This is a genomic window from Streptomyces sp. NPDC104814 (genome assembly GCF_055583185.1).
Genome location: NZ_JBVJOL010000010.1, coordinates 98199 through 111095, shown reverse-complemented (window position 1 = coordinate 111095; position 12897 = coordinate 98199). Strand labels below are relative to the sequence as shown.

Annotated in this window: 11 protein-coding genes; 5 read left to right on the top strand and 6 right to left on the bottom strand. The window is 72.9% G+C overall.

Annotated elements, in window-relative coordinates:
* Positions 1–68: 68 nt before the first annotated feature.
* The 5 genes from ACZ64A_RS28865 to ACZ64A_RS28845 all read right to left on the bottom strand — a co-directional run bounded on the left by ACZ64A_RS28865 (position 69) and on the right by ACZ64A_RS28845 (position 6893).
* Positions 69–1301, bottom strand: coding sequence for an MFS transporter (locus tag ACZ64A_RS28865; RefSeq protein ID WP_469814448.1), 1233 nt, complete (start codon positions 1299–1301; stop codon positions 69–71).
* Positions 1302–1324: 23 nt separating this feature from the next.
* Entirely contained in the window at positions 1325–2731 is a 1407-nt protein-coding gene (locus tag ACZ64A_RS28860) for a CitMHS family transporter (protein WP_469814446.1), read from the bottom strand.
* 123 nt (positions 2732–2854) lie between these two features.
* Complete coding sequence (locus ACZ64A_RS28855; protein ID WP_469814445.1) at positions 2855–5119, bottom strand: molybdopterin oxidoreductase family protein; 2265 nt, start codon at positions 5117–5119, stop codon at positions 2855–2857.
* 599 nt (positions 5120–5718) lie between these two features.
* On the bottom strand, positions 5719–6336 hold the full coding sequence (locus ACZ64A_RS28850) for a TetR/AcrR family transcriptional regulator (protein WP_469814443.1): 618 nt from the start codon (positions 6334–6336) through the stop codon (positions 5719–5721).
* A complete protein-coding gene (locus ACZ64A_RS28845) occupies positions 6333–6893 on the bottom strand; it encodes a hypothetical protein (RefSeq protein ID WP_469814441.1) in 561 nt (186 codons plus the stop codon). The genes ACZ64A_RS28850 and ACZ64A_RS28845 overlap by 4 nt, the downstream gene beginning before the upstream one ends.
* A gap of 167 nt (positions 6894–7060) precedes the next feature.
* Here ACZ64A_RS28845 and hmgA point away from each other — a divergent pair, with 167 nt between their 5' ends.
* The 3 genes from hmgA (at position 7061) to ACZ64A_RS28830 (ending at position 10373) form a co-directional block, all read left to right on the top strand.
* The gene (hmgA, locus tag ACZ64A_RS28840; protein ID WP_469814440.1) at positions 7061–8374 is read left to right on the top strand and encodes a homogentisate 1,2-dioxygenase; all 1314 of its coding nucleotides are present in this window, start codon (positions 7061–7063) and stop codon (positions 8372–8374) included.
* 42 nt (positions 8375–8416) lie between these two features.
* Positions 8417–9166, top strand: a complete 750-nt coding sequence (locus ACZ64A_RS28835) for a GntR family transcriptional regulator (RefSeq protein ID WP_469814439.1) — start codon at positions 8417–8419, stop codon at positions 9164–9166.
* Positions 9167–9227: 61 nt separating this feature from the next.
* Entirely contained in the window at positions 9228–10373 is a 1146-nt protein-coding gene (locus ACZ64A_RS28830; protein WP_469814437.1) for a type ISP restriction/modification enzyme, read from the top strand.
* Here the strand turns inward: ACZ64A_RS28830 and ACZ64A_RS28825 are convergent.
* Positions 10370–11101 carry a TetR/AcrR family transcriptional regulator gene (locus tag ACZ64A_RS28825; protein ID WP_469814435.1) on the bottom strand — a complete coding sequence of 244 codons (732 nt, stop codon included), beginning with the start codon at positions 11099–11101 and terminating at the stop codon, positions 10370–10372. The genes ACZ64A_RS28830 and ACZ64A_RS28825 overlap by 4 nt on opposite strands.
* A gap of 63 nt (positions 11102–11164) precedes the next feature.
* On the opposite strand from ACZ64A_RS28825, the gene ACZ64A_RS28820 reads away from it, so the two are divergent.
* On the top strand, positions 11165–12109 hold the full coding sequence (locus ACZ64A_RS28820; protein ID WP_469814433.1) for an ATP-binding cassette domain-containing protein: 945 nt from the start codon (positions 11165–11167) through the stop codon (positions 12107–12109).
* Entirely contained in the window at positions 12106–12888 is a 783-nt protein-coding gene (locus ACZ64A_RS28815) for an ABC transporter permease (protein WP_469814432.1), read from the top strand. The genes ACZ64A_RS28820 and ACZ64A_RS28815 overlap by 4 nt, the downstream gene beginning before the upstream one ends.
* Positions 12889–12897 lie beyond the last annotated feature (9 nt).

Sequence of the window (12897 nt, the reverse complement as noted above, 5' to 3'; positions counted from 1 at the left end):
AATCGCTCTTTCGCCCTGGACTCTGCGACACGGACCCTACGGGTCACGGCACCGCGCCCGGCGCGTCGTCAGATATCGCTCGTGCGGCGCAGCCGGGACCGCCTGCGCGCCTTCCCCCCGGCCGGCCGGCTCCCGCCGCCCGGCGCCCGCAGCGCGATGCCCGACGACAGCAGCAGCAACGCCCCGAGCATCACGAACGGCGCCGCCACCCCGGCGACTCCGGCGACCAGGCCGGCCGCCCCGGGCGCGGCCACCTGACCCAGGCGGTTGCCCGTCAGCCGCAGGGCGAGCGCGGTGGAGCGCGCCTCGTCGGGCGCCGCCTGCACGACCGTCGTCATGGACAGCGGCTGCCCCACCCCGAGGCAGAACCCGAGGGCGACGAGCATCACTCCGAGGGCCCACACGGGCAGCGGCAGCGCGATCCCGGCGCACAGCACGCCCGCCAGCAGACAGGTCGCCGTCAGCAGCAGTGTCCGGCCGAGCAGCCGCAGCAGCGGGGTGAGCACCAGACGGCAGGCGATGGTGGCCGCCGCCCGCAGGGAGAGCAGGACGCCGACGACACCCGGCGCGATGCCGCGGTGCTCACCGACCACCGGGAGGTAGGCCGTGAGCACGTCCGTCGCGGAGAGCACCGCGAGGCTGACCAGGATGCCCGCCGGAACGCCCCGCGTGCGCAGGATGCGCCCCACCGGCACCGGTTCCGTGCGTTCGGTACGGGACGGGGGCGCCGGGCGCCGGTGCTCGATGCGCCACAACGACGTGAACGCGACCCCCGCGCCCGCCCCCGCGACGAGCAGGGCCAGGGCGCTGCTGCCGGCCCGGTCCGCGCCGCCGATCAGGGCCCCCGCGGCGATCGGTCCGACGAGCTGGCCGAGGGAGGCCCCGATGGTGAAGTGGCCGAAGTTGCGGTCCTGTTCGTGCGGGGCCGACTGGCGGGCCACCAGCGACTGGGCGCCGATCACGAAGCACAGGTGGCCGAGGCCCATCACCCCGCTCCACACCGCCATCGTCCCGAGCGACCCGGCGAGCCCGCTGAGCGCACAGCCGCCGGCGATCAGGACGACACCGGCCGGCAGCAGCGGCGCGCACCGGCCGTGGTCGGTGCGCCGGCCGAGCGGTACGGCGGCGAAGAGCGGCAGCAGCGCGTACACACCGGCGATGACGCCGACCGCCCGCTCGTCGGCGCCCAGCGCGAGGGCCCGGTAGGAGACGGCGGGCCGGGCCATCGACACCGCCCCCTGCGCGAAGCCGAAGGCGATGACGAGGCGGAGCAGCCAGCCGCGGTTCCCACCGGGCGCCATGGGTTCTTACCTCCGGGAGGGGGTCAGACGGTGCCGAAGAGGACGGCCGAGCCGAGCACCACCAGCGAGGTCAGCGCGGCCCACTTCACGACGAACCGGGTGTGGTCGCCGAACTCGACCTTGGCCATGCCGACCAGGACGTAGACGGCCGGGACGAGCGGGCTGGACATGTGCAGCGGCTGGCCGATGATCGAGGCCCGGGCGACCTCCACCGCGGAGACGCCGTGCGCCTGTCCCGCCTCGGCGAGCACCGGCAGGATGCCGAAGTAGAAGCCGTCGTTGGACATGAAGTAGGTCAGCGGGACGCTCAGCAGGCCGGTGACGAGGGCCATGTGCGGGCCCATGCCGGCGGGGATGTTGTCCACCAGCCACTTGGCCATGTGGTCGACCATGCCGGTGCCCTGCAGGACGCCGGTGAAGACGGCGGCGGCGAAGACCATGCCGGAGACGTTGAGGACGTTCTCGGCGTGCGCGGCGATCCGGGCCTTCTGGTCCGGCATGTGCGGGAAGTTGACGGTCAGCGCGAGCGCGGCGCCGAGCAGGAACAGCACCGGGATCGGCAGCCACTCCATGATCATGGCGGTGAGCAGACCGACGGTGAGCAGCGCGTTGAACCAGTACAGCTTGGGGCGCAGGGTGGCGCGGTGCGGGTCGAGGCCCTGGAAGCTCTCGTCCCCGGACTCCTCCGGAAGGTCCACGCCGCCGCCCGAACCGCCGGTCGCCTGCTTGCCGCCCGTACCGGAACCGGAGCCGGCGCCCACGAGCACGGTCTCCTGCTCGGCGGGCTCCTCGACCAGCACCTCGTCCAGCGTCAGCACGCCGAGCCGCTTGCGCTCGCGGCGGCCCAGGACATAGGCGAGGGCGAAGACGAACAGCAGGCCCACGGCCAGGGCCGGGATCATCGGCACGAAGATGTCGCTCGCGTCGAGCTTCAGCGCGGTCGCGGCGCGGGCGGTGGGGCCGCCCCACGGCAGCGTGTTCATCACGCCGTTGGCCATGGCGGCCACGCCGGTCATCACGACCAGGCTCATCTTCAGGCGCTTGTACAGCGGGTACATCGCCGAGACGGTGATCATGAAGGTGGTCGAGCCGTCGCCGTCCAGCGACACGATCGCGGCGAGCACGGCGGTGCCCACGACGATCCGCAACGGGTCGGCTTTGCAGAACTTGAGAATCCCGCGCACGATCGGGTCGAAGAGCCCGACGTCGATCATCACACCGAAGTAGACGATCGCGAACATCAGCATCGCCGCGGTGGGGGCGAGGCCGGTGACTCCGTCGATGACGTAGTCGCCGAGCTTGGCGCCCTTGCCCACGAAGACACAGAACAGTGCCGGTATGAGCACGAGCGCCGCGATCGGCGACATCTTCTTCAGCATGATCAGGACCAGGAAGGTCGCGATCATGGCGAAGCCGAGGATGGTCAGCATGAGTGGATACCTAACGTTCGCCCTTGAACATCCCACCAGGGGCCGGCGGTGCGACGACGTTAGGTCGCGTCAAACAGCGTTAACAAGACGTTGACGTGCGAGCAATAAGCGCAAAACTCCAGGTCACAGCTCTGCCGAGGTGAGCTGGGTGAGCGTTTCGGTCACCGCGGACACTTCGACGGGCACGCCGTTGAGGACCGCGTTGCCGGACAGCGGGTCGAGCAGGCTGCCGTCGAGGAGCTGGTTGACGTTGGCTCCGGGGTCGGTGGCGGCGTGGCTCAGCCGGGTGCCGGGGCGGTCGTGGCCCCAGCCGTGGGGCAGGCTGACGACACCGGTGCGGACCGCGTCCGTGACCTCCACGGGGGTGGTGACCTCTCCCCCGGCGCCCTTCACGCGCACCACGGCTCCGTCGCGGATGCCGAGGCGCTCGGCGTCGGCCGGGTTCATGTGCAGGGTGCAGCGGTTGGAGCCGCCGGTGAGGGCGGGGATGTTGTGCATCCAGCTGTTGTTGGAGCGCAGATGGCGCCGCCCGACCAGGACCAGCCCGTCCGGGCGCTCGCGCAGGGCGGCCCGCAGCCGGGGCAGATCGCCGGCGATCGGCGCGGGCAGCAGCTCGATCCTGCCGCTGAGCGTCTTCAGCGGCTGCGGCAGCCGGGGCCGCAGCGGGCCGAGGTCGATGCCGTGGGGGTGGACCAGCAGCTTCTCCAGCGTCAGCCCCTCGGGTCGTACGCCGAAGCCGTCGCCGTAGGGGCCGAGGCGCAGCATCGCATCGAGCCGGCGTTCGGGGCCGTTGTCGCCGGTGAGCTGTGCCGCCAGTTCGCCGGGGTCCCGGCCGTGCACGGGTGAGTGCGGGTCGCGGACGGCCTTGGCGAGGGTCTGGTCGATCACCATCGCGTCCACGGCGGACGGATCGGCACCGTGCATGCCGGTGGCGGCCAGGATGAGCCGGGCGAGGATCTCGGTCTCGGCCATCCGGTCCGGTTCCAGCGGGACGGCGGGGCGGGTGTAGCGGACCTGGTTGCGCACGGCGAGGGTGTTGAAGGCGAAGTCGTGGTGCGGGCTCTGCGCGGGCGGAGGCGGCGGCAGGACGACGTCGGCGTGGCGCGAGGTCTCGTTGAGGTACGGGTCGACGCTGACCATGAAGTCCAGCGAGGCGAGGGCCTTGTCGAGGCGGTCGCCGTCGGGGGCGGACAGCACCGGGTTCGCGGCGATCGCGATCAGCGCGCGCACGGGTGCGCCGTCCTCGGTCGCGGTGTCGATCTCCTCGGACAGCGCGGACAGCGGCAACTCGCCCTTGGCCTCCGGGTGCTTGCTCACCCGGGAGTGCCAGCGGCCCAGTCGGAAGCCGCGCCCGGGGCCGGCCGGGCGGGGCGCCCTGTCCGTGGCGGCCAGCGGGAACAGGGCGCCGCCGGGGCGGTCGAGGTTGCCGGTGAGGATGGTGAGGACGTCGACGAGCCAGCTGCCGAGCGTGCCGAACGGGACCGTGCAGCTGCCGATACGGCCGTACAAGGCGGCGGACTCGGCCGCGGCCAGTTCGCGGGCGAGGGTGCGGATCACGCCGGCGTCGAGGTCGCAGGCGGCGGCCACGGCCTCCGGGGTGAAGTCCCGTATCGCTGCCTCGAGTTCCTCGACGCCCTGGACGTGTGCGGTCAGCTCGCCGAGCCGCACGAGCCCTTCTTCGAAGAGGACGTGGGTCATCGCCGCGAGGAGCAGGGCGTCGGTGCCGGGGCGGATGGCGAGGTGCCGGTCGGCGAGCCGGGCGGTGCGGGTGCGGCGCGGGTCGATCACCGTGAGCGTCCCGCCGCGGGCCTTGAGCGCCTTCAGCTTGCCGGGGAAGTCGGGGGCGGTGCACAGACTGCCGTTGGACTCCAGCGGGTTGGCGCCGAGGATCAGGAGGTGGTCGGTGCGGTCCAGGTCGGGGACGGGGATCAGGTTGGCGTCGCCGTACAGGAGCCCGCTGGAGACGTGCTTGGGCATCTGGTCGACGGTGGAGGCGGTGAACAGGCTGCGGGTGCCGAGGGCGCCGATCAGGACCGGCGGGTAGAGGCCGCCGGCCATGGTGTGCACGTTGGGGTTGCCGAGGACGACGCCGACGGAGTGCGGGCCGTACCGCTCGGCCACCGGACGCAGGCCGTCGGCGATCGCGTCGAAGGCCTCCTGCCAGGTGGCTTCGCGCAGTTCGCCGTCGCGGCGGACCAGCGGGGCGCGCAGCCGGTCGGGGTCGGAGTCGACAGCACCGAAGGAGGCGCCCTTGGGACAGACGAAGCCCTTGCTGAAGACGTCGTCGCGGTCCCCTCGGGCGCCGGTGACCCGGGTGCCCTCGATCGTCAGCGTCAGCCCGCAGGTGGCCTCGCACAAGGGGCAGATTCGCAGGGCGGTGCGGGACACGGGTCCTCCCGGGGGGTACGGCACGGCACGGCGTCACGGGTGACGCGCGGACCCGGGTGAGCATACCGAGCGGTATGGGCGAAGGGGAGGGCTGAGGGGGGTTCGGTGTGCGGGTGCGGGTGCCTGCGGCGCTGGGGGGCGTTTGCCTGCGGCGCCGGGTGCGTTGTCGTCTGCGGTGCGTTGTCGGGTGCCGGGTGCGTTGTGCCTGCGGCGCCTGGTCGTGATTCGGGTGCGGGTTCGTTGTGGCTGGTCGCCCGTGCCTGCGGCGCCTGGTCGTGTTTCGGGTGCGGGGTTCGTTGTGGCTGGTCGCCGGTGCCTGCGGCGCCTGGTTGTTCTTCGGCTGCGGGCCGGTGGGGGCTGGTCGCGCCGTTCCCCGCGCCCCTTTTTTTGCCTGCGGCGGCCCGTTGCGGTCCGTCGTGGCGGGCGTCGCCGCCTACGGGCGGTGGTCAAGGCGGGGCCGCGGTGGGGGGTGTCCGTCCTCGGTCCGGCCGGCCGTTTGCGACGGGGGTGCCGTGTCACGGTGCCGGGCGCTGCGGGCGTACACCCCCCACCCGTCCCCTTCCCGCCGTACGCGGGTGCGGGCCGTCGTCCGGCTGGGGTCAGTCCAGGGCCCGGCTCAGGTACGCCCGCAGGAGTTCGCGGGTTTCGGTGATGATGTTCTCGTCGCCCTCGGGGTTCATGCGGAACGCCAGCTGGACCAGGGTGTCGGCCGTTTCCACAGCGACCAGGAACGTGCGGCGCAGTGCCTCGTCCGGTTCGCGGCCCAGGAAGCCTGCCAGGAGGTCCGTCAGCCGGCCGGCGACGCGCAGGTTGGGTTCGGTGTGGGCGGCGCCGATGGGTATCTGGTTGCCGAAGTCGACGAGGGAGAAGCCGGGCGCCGTGCGCTTCATCGCGAGGTACTCGTCCAGCACCGCGTCCATCGCCGCGCGCCAGTCGCCCCGGGTGACCTTCTTGAGCCGCTCTACGGCCCGCTCGGTGTAGCGGTCGAGGTTGCGCTGGGCGAGCGCGTCGGCCATCTGCCGCTTGTTGCCGAAGAACCGGTAGACCGAGCCGATGGGCACGCCCGCCCGCAGCGCGACCGCACGGGTGCTCAGGGCGTCGTAGCCGACCTCGTCCAGCAGGTCGGCGCACGCGTCGAGGATCCTGGTCAGCCGTTCGGCGCTGCGCCGCTGCACTGGCGCTCGGCGAAGGGATGTCGCGTCGGGCACGGGCATCATGATGCCTTTCCGCCGGGGTCCGGTGAACCTCGGCCCCCGGCGCTCTGTGTTTCCTCCGACACCGTGATGTCCGCCGTGCTCTGCACCGCCTTGCCGTCGGCGGCCCAGACCGTGCCGTCGTCGGCGTAGAGGCGGACCGTGACGTGGTGCAGGCCGTGCGGGACCAGGCGGGCCGGCAGCCGGTACGCCGGTGTGCGCAGGTCGGCGACCCGGTGGCCGTCCACCGACAGGCGTGCCGTGCCGCGCCCGGCCACCGCCTCGGCGCGTGTGCCGGCCGGTGAGAGGCGGAAGCGGCGCAGGATCAGCCGTACGTCCCACGCGCCACCCGCGTGGGGCTGCACCTCGACGCCCACCTCGGGCGCGTGTTTCGCGCCGATCTCGCGATAGTGCCGCCCCTCCTCGTCCGTGTCGTCCAGGACCTTTCCCACGGGGCCGGCGGTGTCCCCCGTGCCCTGTTTCTCCCGGTCCCTCGCGTCGCCCGAGCCGCAGCCCGCCGGACCGGGAAACAGCAGGACAGCGACCACGAGGGCGCCGAGAAACCCACGCCTCCATGCCATGTCCGGAGCGTAGAACAGCCGTCCGGTCCGCCGGATCCTTCTGAGGTCGGGTTCCGGCCGTGGTCCTCCGGTAGGGCCCCGTATCCCCCTTGCGCCGGCGAAACCGCAATCCTACGGTGTTCCATAGGAATCCGGCGACGCAAGAGCAGCGCAAGGGAGCGAAGTGCATGAGCGGGGACGCGCGCAAGAGAGCCGAGGGGCTGACCTACCTGTCGGGGTTCGGCAACGAGCACAGCTCGGAGGCCGTCCCCGGCGCCCTGCCCATCGGCCGCAACTCGCCCCAGCGCGCCCCCCTCGGGCTGTACGCGGAGCAGCTGAGCGGGACGGCGTTCACCGAGCCGAGGGCGCACAACCGCCGCTCCTGGCTGTACCGCATCCACCCCTCGGCCGCCCACCCGGCGTTCACCCGCACCGGCAACGGCGCCCTGCGCACGGCCCCCTTCACGCAGACCGCGCCCGACCCGAACCGGCTGCGCTGGAACCCGCTGCCGGAGCCCGGGCCCGAGACGGACTTCCTGGCCGGGCTGTGGACGCTCGGCGGCAACGGTGACGCCACCCAGCGCACCGGCATGGCCGTGCACCTGTACCACGCCAACGCCTCCATGGACCGGGTGTTCAGCGACGCGGACGGCGAGCTGCTGATCGTCCCCGAGCGCGGCGGGCTGCTGCTGCACACGGAGTTCGGACTGCTGCACGCCGAGCCCGGCCATGTGGCGCTGATCCCGCGCGGGGTGCGCTTCCGCGTCGAGCTCCTCGACGACAGTGCCCGGGGCTACGTCTGCGAGAACTACGGCGCGCCCTTCCGCCTGCCCGACCTCGGTCCGATCGGCGCCAACGGTCTCGCCAACGCCCGGGACTTCCAGGCGCCGGCCGCCGCGTACGAGGACGTCGAGGGGCCGGTGGAGGTGGTGAACAAGTTCTGCGGCAACCTGTGGCACGCCACCTACGACCACTCCCCGCTGGACGTCGTCGCCTGGCACGGCAACCTCGTGCCGTACGTCTACGACCTGCGCCGTTTCAATGTGATCGGGACGATCTCCTACGACCACCCGGACCCGTCGATCTTCACGGTGCTGACCTCGCCGAGCGATACCCCCGGACTGGCCGGTGTGGACTTCGTCGTCTTCGCGCCGCGCTGGCTGGTCGGTGAGGACACGTTCCGGCCTCCGTACTTCCACCGGAACGTGATGAGCGAGTACATGGGCCTGATCGAGGGCGCGTACGACGCGAAGGCGGAGGGCTTCGTGCCGGGCGGCGGCTCGCTGCACAACATGATGTCGGCGCACGGACCGGACCGGGAGACGTTCGACAAGGCGAGCAGCGCCGAGCTGAAGCCGCAGAGGCTCGACGACGGGCTGGCGTTCATGTTCGAGACCCGCTGGCCGGTGACGCTCACCCCGCACGCGGCCCGCGCGGACCACCTCCAGCAGCGTTACGACGACGTCTGGCAGGGTCTCGAGCGTCACTTCCGTACACCGTGACCCGGTTGCAGTGACCCCGCCCCGACCGGTACGGATGGCCCCGTGACCTCCTTCGCTCCGGATTCGATCGTCCTGAACCGCAAGCTGCCGCTGTGGTACCAGGTGTCGCAGTCGCTGCGCGCCTCGATACTCGGCCGTTCGCCGCAGGACCCGCTGCGCCTGCCCACCGAGGAGCAGTTGGCCGGGCACTACGGCGTGAGCGTGCTGACCATGCGGCAGGCGCTGAAGGAGCTGGAGGAGGAGGGGCTGATCACCCGGCACCGGCGGCGCGGCACGTTCATCGAGCCCGCCGCCCAGCGGGGCGCCCCGGTGCGGCTGCTGGGCTCGGTGGACGCGATCGTGGCCCAGCAGTCCGGCATGGTGACCGAGCTGCTGGAGCACGGCAGCGGTCCGGTCCCGGCGGAACTCGCCGGCTTCTTCCCGGAGCTGGCCGAGGCGGCGACGTACCACCGGCTGCGCAGCGACGAGAAGACGGGTGAGCCGACCAACCACGCCCGCAACTGGGTGCGGCCCGAACTGGCCGCCCGTATCGACCCCGGGGACCTGACCCGCTGGCCGATGACGAAGGTGCTGCGGGACGTCGTGCGTGCGGACATCAGCCGGATCACGGACACCGTGGAGGCCCGGCTGGCCGACCCGGAGACCTCCCGGCTGCTCCAAGTGCCGCTGCTGAGCCCGATCCTGCACTACACCGGCGTCACCTACGACCAGCAGGGGCGGGTGCTGGACGTGGCGGTCATCCACTACCGCGGCGACCGCTTCTCCTTCACGGTCACCCTCGACGCGCATTAGCGCGTGCCGGAGCCCGCGAGGCCCGGGTGATCCGTACGGCGGCGGCCGGGCCCGTCGTACGATGCCCGGCGTGACGTACGACGACGTTCCGTTGCTGGCGGACCTCATGCCGTGGTCCGTCGCACCGCCGCGGCTCGGCCGCGGCTGGCCGGCGGGCCCCGACGCCGCGTCCCTGAAGGCCCGTTGGGACGCCCTGCTGAAGGCCGGGGCCCGCGACCGGGAGGCGCTGTTCGAGCCGACGCGGGCGCGCACCCTGCAATCGGCTGTCGGGCAGCTGCCCGGGCAGCGGGCCGGCACGGAGAGACTGGCGCGGGCGTCGGGTCCGTGCCCGGAGCCGGTGCGGGCGCTGGTCGCGCCGTTCGACGAGCAGTGGCTGATCCCCGACCACCGGCTGATCGACGCGGCCCGCCCGGAGCTGTGGCGGGTGGCGGACGAGCGGCAGGTGTTCGTGGTCGAGCTGCCGGACGGGCTGCTCGCCACGTCGTGCTTCCCGCTGCTGCGGGGCGGCCGGGTGCGGCCGCTGTACCGCCGCCCGGACGGCACGGAACCCAATCTCGCGCCCGGCCTGACCACCCATCTCGCCGGTCTCCTCGGCCTCCCGGTCACCGCCACGGACGTCCTCGCCTGGACGCTGACGGCCGTCCGTACCGACCACACCGTGCCGCTCACCTCCGATCCCGGGCTGTGGGCGCGCGGGGTGGAGCTGGGCCGGCGGGCCCTGTGGCTGATGCGGCGCGACGGCGAGCGGCCCAAGCTGCCCGGCGGGCGCCGCCCCTACGTCCGCGCCCCGCTGCCGCCGCGCCCGCTCACGCTGCACTACGACCGCGAGGAGGAGGCCCTCCACCTGGAGGACGGCCGTGTCGCGCCGGTGCCGACGGCGGCCTGGGACTACGAGGTGGACGGCGTGCGCGTGCTGGAGCAGTGGTGCGCGGCGCGGATCGCGGAGGGCGAGCCCGGCACCCTGGCCGCCATCCGGCCGGCGAAGTGGCCGCAGGCGTGGACGTCGGAGCTGCTGGAGCTGATCACCGTCCTCGCCCTGCTGGCGGACGTCCGCTCCATGCAGCAGGAGTGCGAGCTCTCCTGCCCCGTCACCGCCTCCGGTCTGCGCGCGGCGGGCGTCCTGCCGGTCCCGGCGTCGGCCCGCCGCCCGGCCTCCGTCCTGGACCATCAGGAGGAGGGCCCGGAGGGGCAGTTCGCGCTGCTCTAGCGAGGGCCCTGGTCCTGTGTGCGGGGTCCGAACGCGTCCAGCACCCGTCCCAGCGCCCGCTCGAACACCGCCTCCAGATCGATCGGCCCGGCGTCCTCCGAGAACGCCGCCGCCATCCGCGGGTACAGGCCGCTCGACACCTGGGCACCCAGGTAGGCGATCCGTACGGCGGTCTCCTCCTGCGGGGACCAGGGCAGGGCCCGGGTGCGCTCCGCGGTGGCCAGTTCGTTCGCCGTGTACGTCGTCACCACGCCGTTGATCATGGCGATGAGCTCCATCTTGGTGCCGTAGGACTCCTGGAGCGGGTCCAGGCAGGCCAGACAGTGCTCCAGATAGCGCAGGGCGTTCGGACTGAAGCCGTAGACGGGTGACATCAGGCGCGGCACCCAGGGGTGGCGGTGCATCAGCGCGCGGGTCTGGTGCGCGACCCGGAGCATGTCGGCGCGCCAGTCGCCGCTGGGCTCCCACAGCTCGTGCTCGGCGCTGACCGCGTCCACCATCAGCTCGTACAGGTCCTCCTTACGGGGGACGTAGTTGTACAGCGACATGGTGCCGCAGCCCAGTTCCGCGGCGATCCGCCGCATCGACACCGCGTCCAGCCCCTCGGCGTCGGCGACGCGCACCGCGGCCTCGGCGATGCCGGCCCGGGTGTACGCCGGTCTCGGCCCGCGTCCGGTGCGCTCGGGGCGCGCCCAGATCACTTCGGGTACGGCCGCTCGGCCCGCCATCGGTCATCACCTCGCCCCCCATCGTAGTTACGTACACCGTACGTAGTGCGGTATGGTCCTGCCATGACTTCTACGTACGCTGTACTTAGTGAAGGTCTGGAGAAGCGTTTCGGGGAGGTGCGGGCCCTCAGCGGCCTCGATCTCGCGGTGCCGGCGGGCACGGTCTGCGGTCTGCTCGGGCCGAACGGGGCGGGCAAGACGACGGCGGTACGGCTGCTGACCACGCTGCTGCGCCCCGACGCCGGCTCCGCCCGGATCGCCGGGCACGACCTGGTCCGCGAGGCCGACGCGGTACGCCGCCGGATCGGCGTCACCGGGCAGTACGCGACGGTCGACGGGGATCTGACCGGGCGGGAGAACCTGCGGCTGTTCGCGCGGCTGCACCGGGTGCGCGGACCGGCGGCGCGGGCCGGCGAGCTGCTGGAGCGCTTCGGGCTCGCCGAGGCCGCCGACCGCCCGGCGTCCACCTACTCGGGCGGCATGCGGCGCCGGCTGGATCTCGCGGCGAGCCTGGTGAGCCGCCCCGACGTGCTGTTCCTGGACGAGCCGACGACCGGTCTGGACCCGGCCGCCCGCAACCGGATCTGGGAAGCCGTGCGCGACCTGCGCGCGCAGGGCACGAGCGTGCTGCTGACGACGCAGTACCTCGAGGAGGCCGACCGGCTCGCCGACGACATCGCCCTCGTCGACCGCGGCCGGGTCGCGCACACCGGCAGCCCCGCCGAGCTGAAGGCGATCGTCGGCGCCCAGGCCGAGGTCGTCGTCGCGGACCCGGACGCGCTGGCCAAGGCGGCGGCGGTGCTCGACCGGCTGACCGGCGCGGAGCCGTCCTTCGACCACGACCGCCAGGCCGTGGCGGCGGTCACCCGGGACACCACCCTCACCCTGCCGCACCTGGTGCGCGCACTCGACGCGGCCGGGGTCCCGCTGCTCGACGCGAGCATCCGGCCCCCCACCCTCGACGACGTCTTCCTCAGGCTCACCGACCGGACGGAGGTCGCGGCATGACCGCGCTGAGGTACGACGGAACGGCGATGGCGGGCCGGCAGCTGCGCCGGCTGCGCAACAACCCGGGCCTGGTGGTCCTCACCCAGACCATGCCGGTCACGATGCTGCTCTTCTTCGGGTACGTCTTCGGCAGCGCACTGGCGATGCCCGGGGCGCAGTACCGTTCCTTCCTGGTGCCGGGGCTGCTGGTGGCGACCGCCGCGAACGGCCTGATGACCGGCATGTTCCAGGCCGCCCAGGACATCCACCGGGGGGTGACGGACCGGCTGCGCACCCTGCCGGTGAGCCGGGCCGCCGTACCGCTCGGGCAGGCGGCCGCCGATCTCGCCGTCACGGCCGCGGGGACGGTGCCCTTCCTGCTGGTCGGGCTGCTGGTGGGGTGGCGGATCGAGGGCTCGGCGCTTCAGGCGGCGGGCGCGCTGGGACTGCTGCTGCTGTTCCGGTTCGCCTGTTCCTGGGTGGGGATCTTCCTCGGGCTGCTGAGCCGCAGCGAGGAGGCGGCCGGGCAGCTGGGCAGCTCGACGTTCATGCTGCCGCTGCTGTCCAACGCCTACATCCCGGTCGACGGCATGCCCGGCTGGCTGCGCACGCTCGCCGAGTGGAACCCGATCAGCGCGGTGACGACAGCCCTGCGGGACCTGTTCGGCAACGCGCCCGTGCCCGAGGGCGCCGCCTGGCCGGTGGCCCACCCGGTGGCCGGCTCGCTGGCCTGGTGCGCGATGCTGCTGGCCGTGTTCGCACCGCTCGCCGTGCGCCGGTACGCGCGCGGGGAGAGCTGAATCACTGGA

What these genes read in the sequence shown, in the direction of transcription:
- ACZ64A_RS28865 (WP_469814448.1), bottom strand. Translation starts at nt 1,301, where the DNA reads ATGGCGCCCGGTGGGAACCGCGGCTGGCTGCTCCGCCTCGTCATCGCC.
- ACZ64A_RS28860 (WP_469814446.1), bottom strand. Translation starts at nt 2,731, where the DNA reads ATGCTGACCATCCTCGGCTTCGCCATGATCGCGACCTTCCTGGTCCTG.
- ACZ64A_RS28850 (WP_469814443.1), bottom strand. Translation starts at nt 6,336, where the DNA reads ATGATGCCCGTGCCCGACGCGACATCCCTTCGCCGAGCGCCAGTGCAG.
- ACZ64A_RS28845 (WP_469814441.1), bottom strand. Translation starts at nt 6,893, where the DNA reads ATGGCATGGAGGCGTGGGTTTCTCGGCGCCCTCGTGGTCGCTGTCCTG.
- hmgA (WP_469814440.1), top strand. Translation starts at nt 7,061, where the DNA reads ATGAGCGGGGACGCGCGCAAGAGAGCCGAGGGGCTGACCTACCTGTCG.
- ACZ64A_RS28830 (WP_469814437.1), top strand. Translation starts at nt 9,228, where the DNA reads ATGCCCGGCGTGACGTACGACGACGTTCCGTTGCTGGCGGACCTCATG.
- ACZ64A_RS28825 (WP_469814435.1), bottom strand. Translation starts at nt 11,101, where the DNA reads ATGGCGGGCCGAGCGGCCGTACCCGAAGTGATCTGGGCGCGCCCCGAG.
- ACZ64A_RS28820 (WP_469814433.1), top strand. Translation starts at nt 11,165, where the DNA reads ATGACTTCTACGTACGCTGTACTTAGTGAAGGTCTGGAGAAGCGTTTC.
- ACZ64A_RS28815 (WP_469814432.1), top strand. Translation starts at nt 12,106, where the DNA reads ATGACCGCGCTGAGGTACGACGGAACGGCGATGGCGGGCCGGCAGCTG.